At 40.9% G+C, this 19041-nt stretch carries 13 protein-coding genes; 2 read left to right on the plus strand and 11 right to left on the minus strand.

All coding sequences use genetic code 11. From position 1 onward, the window contains the following. Positions 1–51: 51 nt before the first annotated feature. Positions 52–1206, minus strand: coding sequence for a Na+/H+ antiporter NhaA (gene nhaA / locus AC04Q1_RS19550; RefSeq protein WP_478366249.1), 1155 nt, complete (start codon positions 1204–1206; stop codon positions 52–54). Positions 1207–1889: 683 nt separating this feature from the next. Beyond that, positions 1890–2510 (minus strand): L-threonylcarbamoyladenylate synthase, encoded by a 621-nt coding sequence (locus tag AC04Q1_RS19555; protein WP_478366250.1) that lies wholly within the window; start codon positions 2508–2510, stop codon positions 1890–1892. Positions 2511–2593: 83 nt separating this feature from the next. Between AC04Q1_RS19555 and AC04Q1_RS19560 the strand changes: the two genes are divergently transcribed. Further along, positions 2594–4255, plus strand: coding sequence for an FMN-binding glutamate synthase family protein (locus tag AC04Q1_RS19560; RefSeq protein WP_478366251.1), 1662 nt, complete (start codon positions 2594–2596; stop codon positions 4253–4255). A gap of 458 nt (positions 4256–4713) precedes the next feature. Here AC04Q1_RS19560 and asnS read toward each other — a convergent pair whose 3' ends face one another. The 9 genes from asnS to lpdA form a co-directional block, all read right to left on the minus strand. After that, positions 4714–6162 (minus strand): asparagine--tRNA ligase, encoded by a 1449-nt coding sequence (gene asnS / locus AC04Q1_RS19565; protein WP_478366252.1) that lies wholly within the window; start codon positions 6160–6162, stop codon positions 4714–4716. 120 nt (positions 6163–6282) lie between these two features. Further along, complete coding sequence (locus AC04Q1_RS19570; protein WP_478366253.1) at positions 6283–7278, minus strand: transglutaminase family protein; 996 nt, start codon at positions 7276–7278, stop codon at positions 6283–6285. Between the two features lie 86 nt (positions 7279–7364). Beyond that, positions 7365–8300 (minus strand): alpha-E domain-containing protein, encoded by a 936-nt coding sequence (locus tag AC04Q1_RS19575; protein WP_478366254.1) that lies wholly within the window; start codon positions 8298–8300, stop codon positions 7365–7367. 10 nt (positions 8301–8310) lie between these two features. Then, positions 8311–9759, minus strand: a complete 1449-nt coding sequence (locus AC04Q1_RS19580) for a circularly permuted type 2 ATP-grasp protein (RefSeq protein WP_478366255.1) — start codon at positions 9757–9759, stop codon at positions 8311–8313. Between the two features lie 905 nt (positions 9760–10664). Then, positions 10665–11192, minus strand: coding sequence for a ferritin (locus AC04Q1_RS19585; protein ID WP_478366256.1), 528 nt, complete (start codon positions 11190–11192; stop codon positions 10665–10667). Between the two features lie 352 nt (positions 11193–11544). Then, positions 11545–11904 (minus strand): hypothetical protein, encoded by a 360-nt coding sequence (locus AC04Q1_RS19590; RefSeq protein ID WP_478366257.1) that lies wholly within the window; start codon positions 11902–11904, stop codon positions 11545–11547. 126 nt (positions 11905–12030) lie between these two features. Further along, positions 12031–12591, minus strand: coding sequence for a GNAT family N-acetyltransferase (locus AC04Q1_RS19595; protein WP_478366258.1), 561 nt, complete (start codon positions 12589–12591; stop codon positions 12031–12033). Then, on the minus strand, positions 12592–13431 hold the full coding sequence (locus AC04Q1_RS19600; protein WP_478366259.1) for an MBL fold metallo-hydrolase: 840 nt from the start codon (positions 13429–13431) through the stop codon (positions 12592–12594). A gap of 177 nt (positions 13432–13608) precedes the next feature. After that, positions 13609–14997, minus strand: a complete 1389-nt coding sequence (lpdA, locus tag AC04Q1_RS19605; protein ID WP_316847982.1) for a dihydrolipoyl dehydrogenase — start codon at positions 14995–14997, stop codon at positions 13609–13611. Between the two features lie 697 nt (positions 14998–15694). Here lpdA and AC04Q1_RS19610 point away from each other — a divergent pair. After that, positions 15695–18982 (plus strand): TonB-dependent receptor, encoded by a 3288-nt coding sequence (locus AC04Q1_RS19610; RefSeq protein ID WP_478366260.1) that lies wholly within the window; start codon positions 15695–15697, stop codon positions 18980–18982. Positions 18983–19041: the final 59 nt, after the last annotated feature.

The raw sequence follows: 19041 nt of genomic DNA on the forward strand, positions 1-19041 counted from the left end.
AGAGAGAAGGTGCCGACAGGCGGATAGGGGTTTTTGTGGCTAAATATTCGCTTAATCCTGTTTCACCGATTTCAAAAACACAAAACCCACCACACCGGATAAAATTGAAGCGGTTAGAATTGCGAACTTGGCTTCCGACACATGGAGCGCATCGCTAAAAGAGAGCAGGGCAATAAAGATCGACATGGTGAAACCGATTCCGGCGAGCATGCCCAAACCCAATACATGTTTCCAGCCCGCACCTGTAGGGAGGTTGGCCCATTTCAGTTTCACAGCTAACCAGCTGAAAAAGGTAACACCAATGGTTTTCCCTACAAATAAACCCACGATAATGCCGAGGCCGAGGGGTGAAACGAGTCCGGCGAGCATTTCTTTCTGGAAGGTGATGTTGGTGTTCGCCAGGGCGAATACGGGCATGATGATATAGTTGACCGGAGTGGTTAAAACATGTTCGAGTTTCTCTAAGGGCGATTCTACGTCGGTTTCGTTGGTGGGGATGGTGAAAGCCAATAATACCCCCGCAATGGTGGCATGGATGCCGGAGTGGTGGATGAAATACCAGAGGAATATGCCGGGGATGAGGTAAAATACGAGTTTCTTGACGCCGAAATAGTTCATCAGGGCCAACAGCAGCAAAGTGCCCCCGGCCATGGCGAGGTATTCGAAATGGATCTGGTTGGTGTAAAAGACCGCGATGACCAGGATGGCGCCCAGATCGTCGACAATGGCCAGTGCGGCCAGGAATATTTTTAAACTGGTGGGCACGCTTTTCCCGAGCATGGCGATGATGGCGAGGGCAAAGGCAATGTCGGTAGCCATGGGGATTCCCCAGCCTGATGCGGAGCTTTCGCCTGTGTTAAAGAGACTATAAATTAGGGCAGGTACAAGCATTCCGCCGAGCGCTGCGATAACGGGTAAGGCCGCGCTTTTAAGAGAGGATAATTCGCCTTCTACGAGTTCGCGTTTAATTTCGAGTCCGACGAGGAGGAAGAAGATGGCCATTAGGGCGTCGTTGATCCAGGCGAGGATGCTGTAGTTTACCGGGCCAAAGCCGAGCTGGATATTTAAAAAGTGAATAAAGGGATCTCTGGCAGGGGTATTGGCGATGATGAGGGAAATGGCCACGCAGATGAGGAGGATAAATCCGCCGATCTGTTCTGAACGGAAAAATTGTTTGAAGATGTTGAGGTTGATCAGTTTGGGCATGGGGTAAAAGTAGTGAAAGGAGAGGTTTTTGTTGTTATTTATGGCGAAGTTTTTTGGTGAAGCTCAATGAATTCGTCATTCGATAGGATCTCACACACACGGCAACCTTAATGCTGTCGCTTTGTTTTAGGGCTATGGGTGGGGGGACTCCTTTAGGAGGGGTTGGGGGGAGGTTTTGCCCTATGCTCGGGCTTGCCTCGGCTCGCCGCCGCCGAAGGGGCTCTTTCTTTTTTTCAGTTGGGTTTATGTTTTTATAGGTCTTCAAGCTTGCTTCGCAGGTCTCTTGATAGAAAAGAAACAAACCTGAGCGCAGCAAAAGCATGCCAGCCTTTGAAAACAACAAACACGAAGGCATAACATCAAGGCTTGCACCGTTTTTTATATGATCATGTTGTTTTTATCGGTATAAAAGATTGCTACGCAATTCTTGTAAAAACCTACGGAAATCTTTATCGCGGCAGCATCGAGGCTCTTATGCCCTTGCTTTTATTCCCAGGCTCTCGCTTTGATCCTGCCTTGGGCGGTGGGGTAATGAGGGAGAGTGCACAGATTTCCGTGCTTTTTCCGTCGAAAATCTGCGAGGCCGGATGGCAAGGTGCACACATTAACTTCTCTTTGAGCCTTTTCCCATTCAGGGGAAAGGTGCCGCAGGCGGATAGGGGGTAAACAAAGCGGCAATAATTTTATAAAAACTCTTCTATATTCCCTTTTCCTTCACGGATAATATCAAACTCACCGGTAGTGCAATCGATCACGGTAGAGGCATCGTTATCGCCGTAGCCGCCATCAATAACCAGATCAACCAGGTCTTCGTATTTCTCGTGGATCAGTTCGGGATCGGTAGAATATTCGATTACATCATCATCGTCTTTTATCGAGGTCGATAGGATGGGATTGCCTAGTTCCTTTACAATACAGCGTGCGATGTTGTTGTCGGGAACACGGATACCCACCGTTTTTTTGTTCGAGCTCAGTAACTTGGGTACATTGTTGTTCGCATTAAAAATAAAGGTAAAGGGCCCTGGCAGGGCTTTCTTCAACACCCTGAATGTGGTATTGTCGATGGGTTTAATGTAATCGGATATGTGCTTTAAATCGTGACAGATAAAAGAGAAGTTCGCTTTTTCGGGTTTGATGCCCCTGATGCGGCAGATTTTCTCGATGGCCTTCGGATTGGTGATATCACAGCCCAAACCGTAAATGGTGTCGGTAGGGTAGATGATTAAACCGCCTTTTTTCAGCACTTCAACCACTTGTTCTATAGCGCGTTCGTTCGGGTTCTCTGGATAAATCTTAATAAGCATAGCGTAAAAATAACAAATTAATGGTGTCAGTTGTTTAATAATCCTAATCTTTGTACTAACAAAACATACGCTAATCTAATATTATGAGAAAAGCTTTCGTCGCCATTGCCGCCTTTTTAGTTGCCCTAACCGTTATGCTGGGCTTGTACCATCCCTTTTTGTGGTGGACATTCCTTTTTACAGGTCCATTTGTTATCCTCGGTGTGTACGATTTATACCAACCCAAACACAGTATCGTAAGAAATTATCCGGTTTTTGGCCGGTTAAGGTATTTTATGGAGGAGTTAAGGCCGAAAGTTTACCAATATTTTGTAGAGAGTGATACCAATGGTACGCCTTATAACCGGTTAAACCGCTCGCTGATTTATCAACGCGCTAAAAAAGATAACGATACCATCCCTTTTGGTACGCAGTTAAACGTGTACGACAATGGTTACGAGTGGTTAAGCCATAGTATTGCGGCCATTTCGCACCATGAGCTAAATTTAGATCCGCGTGTTACCGTTGGCGGACCAGATTGTAAGAAACCTTATTCGGCGAGTATCTATAATATATCGGCTATGAGTTTTGGTTCCTTAAGTCAGAATGCAATTTTGGCCTTAAATGGCGGTGCAAAAATGGGCAACTTTGCCCACAATACCGGCGAAGGGGGAATCAGCGATTATCACCGTCAGCCGGGTGGCGATTTAATCTGGCAGATCGGTACAGGTTATTTCGGTTGCCGTAATGCCGATGGAACGTTTAATTATGACGCTTACGCCGAAAGGGCACAAACCGATCAGGTAAAAATGATTGAGATCAAACTTTCGCAAGGCGCAAAACCGGGTCATGGGGGAATGTTGCCGGCCAAAAAAGTAACGCCAGAGGTAGCCAGGATCCGTTTGGTGCCCGAAGGTAAAGATGTATTGTCGCCGCCTGCGCATTCTGCCTTTAATACACCGATCGGTTTAATCGAATTTGTTAAAAAACTCCGCGATTTATCGGGTGGTAAACCGGTTGGTTTTAAACTTTGTATCGGTCGCAAGAGCGAGTTTTATGCCATTTGTAAAGCGATGATCGAAACCGGGATTTATCCTGATTTTATTACCGTTGATGGTGGCGAAGGTGGAACAGGTGCTGCGCCGCAGGAGTTCTCGAATTCGGTAGGTATGCCATTGCGCGAAGGTGTGGCCTTTGTGTATGACGTTTTAAATGGCTTCGATTTAAAGAAACACATTAAAATTATTGCTTCGGGCAAAGTGGCCACAGGTTTCGATCTGGTTAAAAATATCGCATTGGGTGCCGATATGTGTAATGCCGCCCGCGGAATGATGTTTGCCTTGGGCTGTATCCAGGCTTTGGAGTGTAACAGCAATACCTGCCCTACGGGTGTAGCCACGCAAGACCAGAGTTTAATGAAAGGCCTTGTGGTAGAGGATAAAACCGTTCGTGTGAAGAATTTCCATAACCTTACCGTAGCGAGTGCCGTAGAGTTGTTGGGTGCTGCGGGTTTAAGGGAAACGCATCAGTTGAGCAGGGCCTATATCAACAGGAGGGTGAGTCCGAGTGTGATGCAAAGTTATTTAGAGAGTTTCCCGTATATCCCTGCGGGCAGTTTGTTGCAAACGCCTTATCCAACCCGTTACGAACTGGGGATGGCACTGAGCACTTCGGCCAGCTTTGCACCAACTGATTATAAGGTATCGGCTATAGATTATGCACATGCCAATCCGTATGGGGATACGATGCATGATGACGGCAGATAGAATGGCATAGCCTTAGGAAGTATAAAGGAAGTCAAGCGTTTTAAGCTTGACTTTTTTGGTTATAGGGCTATTTGTTTTTTTGAAAAGCAGGTGCAGTAGTGCTTGGGTTTGTTTTGTCCCGCTTTACGCTTTATACCGATGAAGGATCGGTATGCTCGCTGCAATCGGGTTTATTTGGCATGGGTGGGGGAACTATTAATGTGTAACTCACCAAACGTTCCTACGGAACGAAACCACCAATTTTGCAATTGGTGGTTCTACCCAGGAGACGTCCCGCTGGGACGATGTAAAGTAAAACCTCAGTTGTTGTGCGATCATTGTGTCGACATCCTGATCCGATAGCTATCGGATCAGGATGACGCAAAAAAGGATTCAAGTTTTTTAAACTCGAATCCTTTTTATGTTTAGACTTACGAAGTCTGAAGGACTCATACGGTGGCCAACTTCGGAAGTCTTCCCTAAAACTCTGCGTTTTTCGGGAATCTTGGGAAAGCGATGACATCGCGGATGTTGGTCATTCCGGTAACAAACAATACCAAACGTTCGAAACCTAAACCAAAACCAGCGTGTGGTGCCGATCCGAACCGGCGGGTATCTAAATACCACCAAAGTTCGTCCTGCGGAATGTTTAATGCTTCCATACGTTTGGTTAAGCGGTCTAAGCGTTCTTCACGTTGCGATCCACCGATCATTTCTCCGATACCCGGGAATAAGATGTCCATGGCTGCAACTGTTTGTCTGCCTTCGGCATCTGGTTCGTTCTGGCGCATGTAGAACGATTTGATATCTGCAGGATAATCGGTTAGGATTACCGGTTTTTTAAAGTGTTTTTCTACCAGGTAACGTTCGTGCTCGCTTTGTAAATCAGCACCCCATTCGTCAATCAGGTATTTAAACTGTTTCTTTTGGTTTGGCTTAGAAGATTTTAAAATCCTGATCGCCTCTGTATAAGTTAAACGCTCAAAATCGTTTGCCAAGCAGAAATCCAGTTTCTCCAGCAAGCTAAATTCGCTGCGTTCGTTCTGTGGTTTTTGTTTATCCTCTTCTGCTAAACGCGTATTTAAGAATTCCAATTCATCCTTGCAGTTGTCTAAAGCATATTTAATTACATACTTCATCATATCTTCTGCAAGCTGCATGTTGTCTTCCAAATCGGCAAAGGCCACTTCAGGTTCAATCATCCAGAATTCTGCCAGGTGACGGGTGGTATTCGAGTTTTCAGCCCTAAAAGTTGGTCCGAAAGTATAAATCTGTCCGAAAGCCATTGCCGCTAACTCACCTTCCAGCTGACCAGATACGGTTAAGTTGGTGGCACGGGCAAAGAAATCCTGTGAGAAATCTACCTTACCATCTTCTGTACGTGGGGTATTGTCGAAATCTAAAGTGGTTACCTTAAACATCTCACCGGCACCTTCTGCATCACTTGCGGTAATTACAGGGGTGTGCATGTATACAAAACCGCGTTCGTTATAGAATTGGTGTATAGCAAAAGCCAAAGCATGGCGCACTTTAAAAACGGCATTAAAGGTATTGGTACGGAAACGCAGGTGCGCAATTTCGCGTAAAAACTCTAAACTGTGTTTTTTAGGCTGCAATGGGAACTTTTCAGGGTCGCTGTCACCAAGTATTTCTACACTCGTGGCTTTAATCTCCACCGATTGCCCCTTACCTAGCGATTCGATCAGTTTACCGGTTGCAGAAATGGCCGCACCAGTGGTGATTCTTTTTAACAGCTCATCAGGTAAATTATTAAAATCGATCACCACCTGGATATTGCTCATGCAAGACCCGTCATTTAATGCAATAAACTGATTATTACGGAAAGTTCTTACCCATCCCATAACCGTTACTTCTGTGTCAAATGCTGTCGACTTTAATAATTCTTTAATTTGCTGTCTCTTAATCATATTGTTATTTGTAAAAGGCGCAAATTTAGAAAAAAAGTTGATCAGTTGACAGTTTTCAATACACAGTTTTCAGTTTTTTAATCAGTAGTCTGCTCCAAACTCCAAACGCCCGACTCCAAACTACTGCTGTTGCTGCTGCTGCTGTTGTTGCATCGCTTCCATATATTGTTGGTAGCTGTTTTGTGTTCTGGCGGTGGTTACGGTTCCTGAAGGTTTGGTATAGTTCACTTCTTTTGGCTGGAAATAGGTTTCGCTGTCGTTAAAGTCTTCGTCATTGTAACCCACTGAAACGTTTACTTCCATGATATGTTCGAAACCACCTTTGTATACACCTTTTACTGGCGAGCAATCGGTAAAGTTCCGGCCTACTGCGAGGCGAACGTGGTTTTCGTTTACGATACAGTTATTGGTAGGGTCTAAACCCAGCCAGCCATATTCGGGAAGATAGGCTTCTGCCCAGGCGTGGGTAGCGCCTTCGCCCCGCATGCCATCTCTGTTGGGACAGATGTAGCCGCTTACGTACCTGGCCGGGATGCCGGTTAAACGCAGCATCGCGGTTAATACATGTGCAAAATCCTGACAAACGCCTGCCCTAAGTTTCAATATCTCGTTAATGGTCGTGTCGACTGCGGTTACCCCCTTAATGTATTCGAAATTATTGAAAACATCGGCGCAGTACTTTATCGCGGTTTGGTAGGGCGTATCTTCAGGTCCCTTAATGGCTAAAGCGGTTTCTTTAAGCTGGACAATGCCGTCGAAACTTTCCTGACGTAAATAATCAATATAGGGTACTTCATATTTCAGTGCCGTCAAACTGTTCCATTGTTCGCTGCTGAACATATCGTCCTGTGGCAGGGGTTTGGCAAAAGTTTCTACACTTACCTTTGAAAAGATTTTCAGCTGGGTATGGGGTTCGTTTTGGGTGAAGGTGCCCACTTCATTTCCGTAATAATCGATAAAGATTTCTATTTCCGGACTTCCGGAGATATTCAGGTCGTGTTTTACCACTTTCTGATAGTCATCTTTAATGGGAAATAAAATAATCTGGTTCGCGCTGTCGCGTACTGGCAGTTCGTATTTGTAATTGGTGATATGTTTGATTTTAAAAACTGGCATATTGGCTGTTGTTCTATTTTATCACAGATGAATAGGAAGAATATCTGTATTGACTGGTGCTGATCTGTGTTTAAAAATTTATAATCTTATGAATTTGCAAAATAATATTCATTTAACAGGTTTCCGATCCCGAAAAGCTCGGTCCTGATTTCGGCAAGGTAATGGTGCAGTTGTTCTTCATTCATCGTATTCACCGAGCTGTAGGTAATCATGCTTTTTAAACGACCTATCTTAAATGACAGATTGTTGTAGTGGATGATATTGCTTTCGCTTTTTAAGCGGTTAAAGTATCTTTCGATATTGTTCATGGCGTACAATGCCGACCGAGGGAAATCATCATTGAGCATGGCGAGTTCGATGATGTTTTTCGCATCGAAACCCTGCCGATAGGTTTTCAGGTACAGTTCGTAACCGCCTAAGGAAAGCAATAAATGTTTCCAGTAGGAGATATCGGTCAACAGATCGGGGTTGCTGCTGATGGAACTGAATTTAATGTCCAAAATATCAACCGACTGGATACTTCTTTCGAGGTGTTTGCCAATATTCATAAAACTTCTGCTTTCGCCACGTTCCATTGCGCTATCGGCCGTTCCGTTGTACAACATCACCTGTTTGATCAGGATATCCAAAGCGGTAACGGGATCATCCTTCTGGACATACCAGAGTAATTTTTCGTCCTTAACCGTATGGTAATATTCGTTCAGGCATTGCCATAAATCTTTCGGGATATGCTCCTGAACACTTCTTGCGTTTTCGCGGGCGAGGGTAACAATGTTGAGGATCGAATTCGGATTTTCGCGGTTTAACAAAAGGTACTCGATCACGGCGCGGCTGTCGTGCTGGATATTCAATAATTCATTTTCGTCATCTGATGAAAAGATCCTGATGACCGGCTTCCAGGTAAATTCCTGTATGGTATCTTGTGAGGAAGCGTAATTTATTTTTAACATGCGCAGCATACCGTCGCTGCGCTCAACATATCTGCTTAACCAATATAAGCTTGAAGCAACTCTACTTAACATATTCTGTATTCTAAGAAGTTAAAACCCATGTATCTTTACTGCCGCCGCCCTGCGAGCTGTTTACCACCAGCGAACCTTCTTTTAAGGCCACCCTGGTGAGTCCGCCGGGAACAATCGAAATGCCATCTGGTCCGTTCAGGGCGAAAGGGCGGAGGTCAATCCTCCGTGGTGCCAGTTTTCCGTTGATAAAACATGGGGCAGAGGATAAGCTGATGGTGGGCTGTGCAATAAAATTGCGTGGATCTTTTAATACTTCAATTTTGTATTCTTCGGTTTCCTGTTCGGTTGCCGCATGTCCCATTAACATGCCGTAACCACCGCTTCCATTGGTTTTTTTGATCACCATGCTATTGATGTTCGCAAATACATATTCGAGTTCATCGGGATTGCTCAACTGGTAAGTGGGTACATTCTTTAAAATGGGTTCTTCGTTCAGGTAATACCTGATCATGTCGGGAACATAGGTGTAAACGGCTTTGTCATCAGCCACGCCATTGCCAACCGCATTGATGATGGCCACATTGCCTTTGCGGTAAGCGCCCATTAAACCGGCAACACCCAATACACTGTTGGGGTTAAATACCAGGGGATCGAGATAGTCGTCGTCTACACGTCGATAAATTACATCTACCTGTTGCAGTCCGGTAGTGGTTTTCATAAATACCTTTTGATCTTTAACCACCAAATCGCGTCCTTCAACCAGTTCTACACCCATTAAACGGGCCAGGGTGGTGTGTTCGTAATAGGCAGAATTGTACATACCCGGACTTAACAATACGATTGTTGGGTTAGAAACCGCCCTTGGCGAGAGCGACATTAAGTTTTTATACAATAGGGAAGGGTATTCGGTTACACTTCTTACACCGCATTGCGGGATGAGGTCAGGAAAGAGCCTTTTGGTAATTTCCCTGTTCTCAAGCATATAACTTACGCCAGATGGCGTGCGCAGATTATCTTCCAGCACATAAAAAGTACCGTCGTGGTCTCTGATCAGGTCGATGCCTGCAATATGGATATAGATATCGTGTAATACATTTACATTGTGCATCTCCCTTAAGAAATGCGGGCAGGAATAAATTACATTTATGGGTACAATTTTGTCTTTTAAGATAAATTGATTGCTGTAAACATCTTTTAAGAAAAGATTTAATGCTTTTAAACGCTGTTTTATTCCTTTTTCGATAAAATTCCATTCCGTTGAGGTAATTATTCTGGGAATAATGTCGAAGGGAAAGATTTTCTCAATGCCTTCGCCACTATCGTATACCGTAAAGGTAATGCCCTGGCTCATGAAGAGTTTTTTGGCGAGTTCTTCCTTTTTGTTGAGGTTATCGAGCGATTCTTTAGAGAAATTGCTGATGAAATTTGAATAGTGATCCCGGTAATGATCACCATTTAGGAACATTTCATCGTAAGTTTTGGGATGATTAAAGTAATTTTTAATAAAATCTTCTATCATTTTGCTTAAATATTCCCTTAAATTATGATTTTGTAAGATAAAAACTAAAGTTTTTGTATAAAAATTAATTTTTAAACTAATTATGTGTTTTTAAATTAGTTTTTATGTCTGTATTTTAGTGTTTTATGATTTTTTTATTAAAATATTTAATTTTTTTGATAAAAATACTTGCTAATATGGATAAAGTTCGTACTTTTGTAATGCTCGTTAATTATTATTATATATTTGGTTTAAAAAAAGCGCTGGTAACGGCGCTTTTTTTATAAAACTTTCAAGACTTATTCATAATCAACATAAACCAAACAACCTAAACTAAGAAAGCTCCAGTTTACTGGAGCTTTTCTTTTTATCATCTTTTTTTGTTTAGGTATAATCGCTTTAGAACTGTATCTTTTTCTGCGTGATCAGCGGGAAACGAGGTGAGGTTTTTCCCGCAGATTTAGAAAGATCAAAAACGCAGATTGCTAATTAAGGGGTAAGAATTATTTTAGCGCGATAAAATCGCTGTTCTCGTGCATCCCCGTTACAAACGGGGACGATGTTTAAGGTTTTTCCCGCAGATTCAAAAAGATAAGAAAAGCAGATTAAGCAGATGTTTTAATGGGTTGTGTTAACGCGGCAAAATTGCTGTGCTCATGTATCCCCGTCGCAGACCGGGAATGTATGCGAACGCTAAAATGACAGGCTATATATATAAATCGTCATTGCGAGAAGGAATCCCGAAGTTTCGGGAAAGCAATCTATCATGCTGGTGTTTCTTGCTGTAAAGATTGCCTGCCTGCTGCAGGCAGGCTTCGTCGGCGGAAAAGCCTTCTCGCAATGACGATTCCGTAAGGGTTCTAAGTAAAAAAAAAAGCTATCCAGGTGTTAACCGGGATAGCTTTTCAATATATGTTTTGTTGTTGTTATGCTTCTGAATAGGTGATTTTGTTCACATGTTTATCAATTTCCCATCTTCCGGTACCTTCTTCGCCGATCACTTCGAACAATTCTAAAGCTCTGCGTGCTTTGTATTCTTCTTCGCGTTGCTCTTTTAAGAACCAGTTTAAGAATTCCATGGTTACAAAATCCTGTTCTTTATGACATCTTGCAGCTATGTTTTTAAAGCTTTGGGTAATTGCGATCTCTGCTTCCAAAGCATCTTCGAAAACTTCCCTAAAACCTGCAAACTCCGTTTTGATGCCCGATACTTCAGGAGATATTGCGTTTCCGCCCATATCCAAAACGTATTTGAACAGTTTTAACTGATGTACCCTTTCTTCTTCAGATTGCTTTAAAAAATAATCTGCTGAAAAGTCGAATCCATTTTGGTCGCACCAAGATGACATTGATAAATATAGTGATGAAGAATGAGCTTCTTTTTTGATTTGCTGATTTAATAATGTTTCGATATCCTGAGATATTAAACATTTGATACGCATTAGATCTTTCATATTTCTGTACTTTAATAACACTACAAATGTAAACGGAAATTGTTCGCTAAACTAATTTATTTGCTATATGAAATTAGTCTAAATTGCTGATAACTAGTTATTTGTAATGAGTTTAAATAAGGGAGAAAGGAAGATGGATGAGGTGAGATGGATGATGGAATAACGCGAAACGGATAGTGGTTGAGGATCAGGGGATAATGATCAGTTTTCAGCTGGCAATTTTCAGTTTAAGGTTATCAATGAATCAGTCTGGCGTTTGGAGTAGGGCGTTTGGCGTCAGTTAACCGGGTGTAAGTTCTCCGTTGGCAATTTTCAGTTTGCAGTGATCAAGAACTAATGGCTAATGAACCAACTAATACACCAACCGATAAAGGCAATCGCTAATGATATGGTTTAGCTTGAACATGGTAAAGGTACCCTGTAACAAATCTTTTAAGGCAACGATTTCCAGTGCACTTAACAGATAAATGTGTTCGCAACCGTTAAAGGTTACCAGTTCGAAATCAGCTTTGTGGGTATTTAAAAGGAGTGCTTCGATATCGATATCTTCTACCACCTTTTTCAATTTTTGTAGCGACAGGCAGTTGAAGCGGGCAAACTTGCCGCCAAAATCTACATAAAAGCAATTTAATTTATCTGACTGATAAATAGAACCATGGGTATTTGAGAATACGTTAACCAGTTCGTTAATATCGATACATGCTTTTTCCATCGGTTACAAAAATTGGTATTATTTAGATTAAATACAAATAAAAATGGAAATAAATTTGGGAAGCGCTTAGCGGGGAGCGTTTGGCGAAAAGCGTTTAGCGGTGAAGAGCTGATAACCAGAGGCTAATTATTTGATCTTAAAAAGCATGTGGTGATACAAGCCGCCCATAAATTGCTTTTCGTTTTGGATAACAAAGCCCATTTTTTCGTAAAGCCTGAATGCGTTTTCATTATTTTGCTCTACCAAGAGGCCAATGGTATGGTGGCCAAGTTTTTTAGCCCAATTGATACCGGCTTTGATCAATTGTTTTCCAATTCCCTTTCCCTGGGCTGATGGATGTACACTGATGCTATCCAGGTAAAACTCTCCGGCTTCGGTTTCTGTGCCTTGATGGAGCTCAATTGCATGATAATGTTCACTTACATAATTAAGGAATGGTTTGCGAAGTTCGAGCAGTTTTCCACCATCATAAGCATTTAAAGATCCGATCACTTTGCCTTTCTCTTCAAAAACCAGGGTGTTTTCGTAACTGTATTGATTGCCTGGCTGTTTAAAAAAGTGCATAAATATTTCATTAATCAGCTCATCGTCTTTAACATTGGTTAATTTATGCGCAAGCGGGCCCATTGCCTGAATAATCAAGGGTACAACTTCTTCTGCGTTACTGGGTATAGCTGGCCTGATCATTTAAATGTCGCTCAGGTTGAAGGTTTCGGCAACGCGGATTCCTTTTTCTGTACGTTGCAAGGTGCAGCACTCGTTAACCGGATCGTGCTCTAAATATAGTATATAGTTATTGTTAACGGCTTCTTCTAAAAAGGCTTGTTTTTCGGTCAGGGTTTTCAAAGGGAACATGTCGTAGGCCATTACGTAGGGTAGGGGAAGGTGACCCACCGAAGGCAAAAGATCGGCCATGTATACAATGGTTTTTCCCTTGTAATTGATTTTTGGCAACATCATGGCATCAGTATGGCCATAGGCGAAACCAATGTTGATGTTTTTTTGCCATTCGATATTTTCTTCTTCAGCTATAAATTTAAGTTGTCCGCTTTCCTGGATCGGAAGGATGTTTTCTTTCAGGAAGGAAGCTTTTTCTCTTGCATTCGGTTCTACAGCCCACTGCCAGTGTTTTTCGTTGCTCCAGTAAGTGGCATTTTTAAAGGCTGGTGCCAGTTTTTCATTTTCTCTTATCACCGCGCCACCCACATGATCGAAGTGGAGGTGGGTGAGGAAAACATCGGTAATATCTGCTGTACTGAATCCCAAACTTGCCAGTGATTTTTCTGTAGAATCATCGCCATGCAGGTAATAATGACTGAAAAATTTTTCATCCTGCTTATTTCCAATGCCGGTATCCACTAAAATCAATTGATTACCTTCTTCAATTAAAAGCAGGCGCATGGCCCAGGTGCACAGGTTGTTCGCATCGGCCGGGTTGGTTTTTTGCCAGATGGATTTTGGTACAACGCCAAACATGGCACCACCGTCTAATTTAAATAAGCCTGAGTTTATGGTGTGGAGTTTCATTTTTTATAGTATCAAGTAGTTAGTGTCGGGTATCAAGTAATTAGTGCCGAGTATGAAGTAATTAGTATCAAGTATCGAGACGGGAATCGGTTAAAAATACAAAAACCCTTCAGCATTAACTAAAGGGTTTTGGTAATTGGATCATGGACTATAGACTTTCGACTACAGATTCAAGACTTATAAGTGTATCACTTCTCCGTAGGCATCAGCGGCAGCTTCCATAATGGCTTCGCTCATGGTAGGGTGAGGGTGAACAGATTTAATCATTTCATGTCCGGTAGTTTCCAGTTTACGTGCCACTACGATTTCGGCAATCATTTCGGTAACGTTGGTACCGATCATGTGTGCGCCTAATAATTCTCCGTATTTGGCATCGAAAATTAATTTCACAAAACCATCTTTAGCACCGGCAGCACTTGCTTTACCTGAAGCTGAGAACGGGAACTTACCGATTTTCAATTCGTAACCAGCCGCTTTTGCCGCTTTTTCGGTATAACCCACAGAAGCAATTTCCGGTGTGCAATAAGTACAGCCCGGGATGTTGTTGTAATCTAATGGTTCAGCATGCTGACCAGCGATTTTTTCTACACAGATGATACCTTCTGCAGAAGCCACGTGCGCCAAGGCTTGTCCGCCAACTACATCACCAATGGCATAATATCCTTTAACTGATGTGTTGTAGAACTCATCGGTAACGATTTTACCTTTTTCAGTTTTAATACCGGTTTCTTCTAAACCAATGTTTTCGATGTTGGCTACAATACCGGCAGCAGAAAGCACGATATCGGCTTCGATGGTCTGCATACCCGAAGCTGTTTTAACAGAAACCTTACAGCCTGCACCGCTGGTATCAACCGCTTCAACGCTTGCTGAAGTCATGACATCGATACCCACTTTTTTTAGGCTGCGTAATAATTGTTTAGAAACGTCTTCATCCTCAACCGGAACAACGTTATCCATAAACTCGACGATGGTTACTTTGGTGCCCATAGTGGCATAGAAATAAGCGAACTCTACACCAATAGCACCAGAACCTACCACGACCATGCTTTTTGGCAATTCGGGAAGGACCATGGCCTGGCGGTAACCAATAATTTTTTTACCATCCTGTTTAAGATTAGGCAATTCTCTCGAACGTGCCCCTGTAGCGATGATGATATTTTTTGCACTTAGTTCCTGTTGAGAACCATCGGCACCTTTAACTTCTAATTTGTTTCCTGGTTTTACTTTACCAGTACCCATAATAACGTCAATTTTATTTTTTTTCATTAAAAACTGAACGCCTTTGCTCATCCCGTCTGCAACACCACGGCTGCGTTTTACCACTGCTGCGAAATCAGCAGTTGCACCGGCAGTCGTGATACCGTAATCAGCAGCATGATTAATATATTCGAAAACCTGCGCGCTTTTTAAAAGGGCTTTAGTAGGGATACAGCCCCAGTTTAAACAAATACCACCTAATGATTCACGCTCAACAATTGCAACTTTTAGTCCCAATTGAGAAGCTCTGATTGCAGCTACGTAACCACCTGGGCCGCTGCCTAAAACAATAACATCGTAATTCATCTGTTTTTTCTAGTTTATTTTTTATCTCTCAGACGGAGCTTATATCATTTAATGATATAGGGTTCTTATCTATGTTAAAGAGATTTATTTTTTAATTGTTTTGTATTAGCTGTAATCTTCGGATAAAGGAGTCTCTGCTTAGGGCAGATTAATCTCGTGCTTATAGTTTCCTATTTTCACCTTACAAAAAGTTAAAGGGTCGTCATCCTTAAACAATCGCTCAAAACTAAAAAAAAAATGTCAATTGGCTAGATCAATATTGAGATCGCAGGTAAAATTTACAATGGATGCATATTGTTGCTTAAAATTTACCATGCTGTGTTCGGACTTAATGGTAAGGTATGCAAATAAAATATGATGAGTAATTACGATAAGTTGAATTATCGTGCTGTTTTTGCTTTAAAAGTTGTTGTTAATAGCTATTATTAGAAAAATACCAATGTTAAGCGGTATTTAATATCTAAATTATAATCAACTGTAAGTTTCGTTGTTAAAAATTTAGTTGTACGATCAATGTATTGATAAACTGAAAGTTATAACAGGCTCAATGTGTGTTAAATGTTGAAAAGTTTTGCCTGACTTAATAATTATTTAACATTGAATGTTAAAATGTGTTAAATTTTATTGGGTACATTTGCGGCATTATTATCCCTATTAGATTTATTATTCAACAACAAAAACATTTAAAAAACAAAGTATGAAGAAAATTTTACTTTTGATTATTGTTGCGCTTACAAGTTTTGGGTTAAAAGCTCAAATCACAACTTCTACCATTAGTGGTTATGTTAAAGATTCAGGAGGCGCAATCCCTGGTGCAACAGTTACTGCTGTTCACACTCCAACTGGTACTAAATATAGTACTTCTACAAGATCAGACGGAGGATTCTCTTTACCAAACGTAAACATTGGCGGGCCATATACTGTTACGGTTAATTCTGTAGGGTATCAAGCGCAAACTAAACAAGGTATTAGTGCAAACCTTGGTGACGATGTGAAAGTAAACTTTACAATTAGTACCTCGACACAGGATCTTCAAGAGGTTGTTGTTAAAGGTCAAAAAGGATATACCGTTTTTGATAAAAATGCTTTAAACACGACTACTGTTTATGATGCAGCTAAATTGGGTACTGTTCCAACTGTAAATCGTAACTTGAACGATTTTATCAGACAAACGCCACAAGCAAAAGTAGATTACCTAGGAGGTATTTCAATTGCTGGTCAAAACAACAGGTATAATTCAATTAACATCAACGGAGCACCAGCGAATGATCAGTTTGGTTTAGCTGCTACAGGTACCAATGGTGGTCAAGCAAGTTCTTCGCCTATCCCAGTAGACGCTATCGACCAATTGCAAGTAAATGTTTCTCCATTTGATACCAGATATTCAGGTTTCTTAGGAGGATCAGTAAATGCGGTAACTAAATCTGGTACAAATAAAGTTGTAGGTGGTTTTTCTTATTTTTATAAAAATCAAAACTTAGCTGGTAAAACACCTACAGATATTGAAATTCCTACTGGCAGAACTAAATTACCTGACTTTAGTTCAAAAACTTATAGTGTAAATCTTGGTGGGCCAATTATCAAAGACAAATTATTTTTATTTGTTGCTGGTGAATATCAAAAATCTGAAACACCAAAAATATTTAATTTTGCTGACTATGCATCTGGTGGGACAACAACTCAACAAGATATCACTAACTTAGTTGATTACCTAAAGAATACTTACAGTTACGATCCAGGTACTTATGAAAATAATGCTTCTACTGTTGATAGAAAAGCATTAACTGCAAAATTAGACTGGAATATCAGTACTAAACATCATTTTTCGTTATTCTATAATTATATAGATTCGAAAAATACAAGTACATCAGCCAGTTCAAGAACAGCAATTAATTTTTTAAATAACTCAGTTTTATATCCAAATAAAACACACCAGTTCACTGGAGAATTAAAATCGAATTTCTCGAATAAAGTTTCGAATAGTTTATTGTTGACCTACTCAAATGTATTAGATGACAGAAATGGTTTAGGTAATGCATTTCCAAGTGTTCAAATCAGAGATGGTTCTAGAAACATAAATTTTGGAACAGAAGCATTTAGTGCTGCAAACCAGTTGAAGCAAAAAACATATAGTTTAATTAACGAAACTAAATTTTATGCTGGAAAACACACTTTATCACTAATTGAAGATGCTGAATACAACGATTATTACAATTTGTTTATTCGTCAGGCATATGGTGCTTACGTGTACAACAGTATTGCTGATTTTGTTGGGAATAAAGGACCTCTTCAATATAACTATTCATATTCATTAGTTGACAACATTGCTGGTGACGGTTCTGCTGCAGCCGCCAAGTTTAAAACTTACCGTGTTGCTTTAGCTTTCCAGGATAAATATGAAGTGTCTCCATTAACAACCATATTGTTGGGATTAAGAGCAGATCTTATCGGTTACGCAACCCAACCTGCAGTGGATAACTTTTTCAACAATACAGCTGTAGGGTTTATCGAAAAATATTACAATTTAGAGGGCGCACGCTCAGGACAAGCACCTAATGCATATGTTTCTCTTTCTCCACGTTTTGCAATTAAACATTCGTTTGAGAATCAGACAACACAGATACGTGGAGGTTTTGGACTTTTTCAAGCTAGACTTACTGGTGTAACCCCAGGTGGTATGTATTCAAACAGCGGTGTTTTGATCGGAGGTAACTCAATCACAAATGGTACTGCTACAAATCCAATTAAGTTACCTAATGGTACACCACTTCCTTTCCAACCAGATCCTAGTAAGCAATATACCGCTGAAGCTTTTGGAGCTACAACAGCAGTTCCGGCTGGAGAGATGGATGTTATGGCTAAAAACTATAAATCACCTAAAATTGCTAAGTTCAATGTTGCATTGGACCAAAAATTGCCAGGTGGAGTTACTGCAAGTTTAGAGGCTAACTATAATTTAAACATCAACCAAACGATGTATTATAATGTTAATATTTTACCATCAACAAGTAATACAGCGGGCCCAGGAAGCCGTCCAATTTACACTACCACTAAAATTGATTTCAACCCAGCTTTGGCGGGTGTTCAGAATCCATACGGAAGTAATGTTTATTTGATTACCAATGGTGGTAGAGCAGGTCGTTCTTACTCTTTCTCGGGTTCATTGGCTAAGAAATTTGAAAGCGGTTTAGACATCTTCGGATCATATTCATACACTAGGGCTCAAGTTATGAATGAACCCACCAGTAGCCAGAATGCATCTCAATGGAGATTTATGGAAACTATTAATGGTAAAAACCAAGTTTCATTATCAAATTCAGATTTTGACTTTGGTAGCATGTTCAAAGTGAATGTAAGTTATAATAAGGATTGGTTCAAATTCGGTGGTACATCGATCGGTATATACTATACAGGTCAATCGGGTACTAGATTTACTTATGTGATGAGAAACAGTATTTTGGGTGATGACGGCTTAACAAGCAATAATGATGTAATGTACGTTCCAAATTCAGCATCTGAATTGAAATTTGTTCCATTAACTGTTGGAACCAGAACTTACACTCCTGCTGAACAAGCAGCTGCATTTGATAGTTATATCAATAACGATCCTTCTCTAAGAAAACAGAGAGGAAATTTCGCAGGCCGTAACGGCGCACGTTTGCCTTTTGTTAATATGTTCGATCTTCATGCTGAACAAAATTTATTTGTTACAGTTGGTAAATCGAAACAACATTTAGCATTCTCAATTGATATTAATAACCTTGGTAACTTAATTAACAAAGATTGGGGTAGATTCTATTTCTTAACTAATGATAATTATGCATTATTAACTTATAGTGGTTTAGATGCAAATAAAGTTCCAACTTATCAATTTTCTCCTACACTAACAAGTGCTAAAGATAATGCATTCTCGATTCAGGATAACTCAGGTTACAATTCATCAAGATGGACAGCACAAATTGGTTTAAAGTATTTCTTTAACTAATTTAAATAGTCATTTGTTGCTAAGCCCTGATCATTTGATCGGGGCTTTTTTTATGGTTT

This window comes from Pedobacter humicola, from assembly GCF_056490705.1.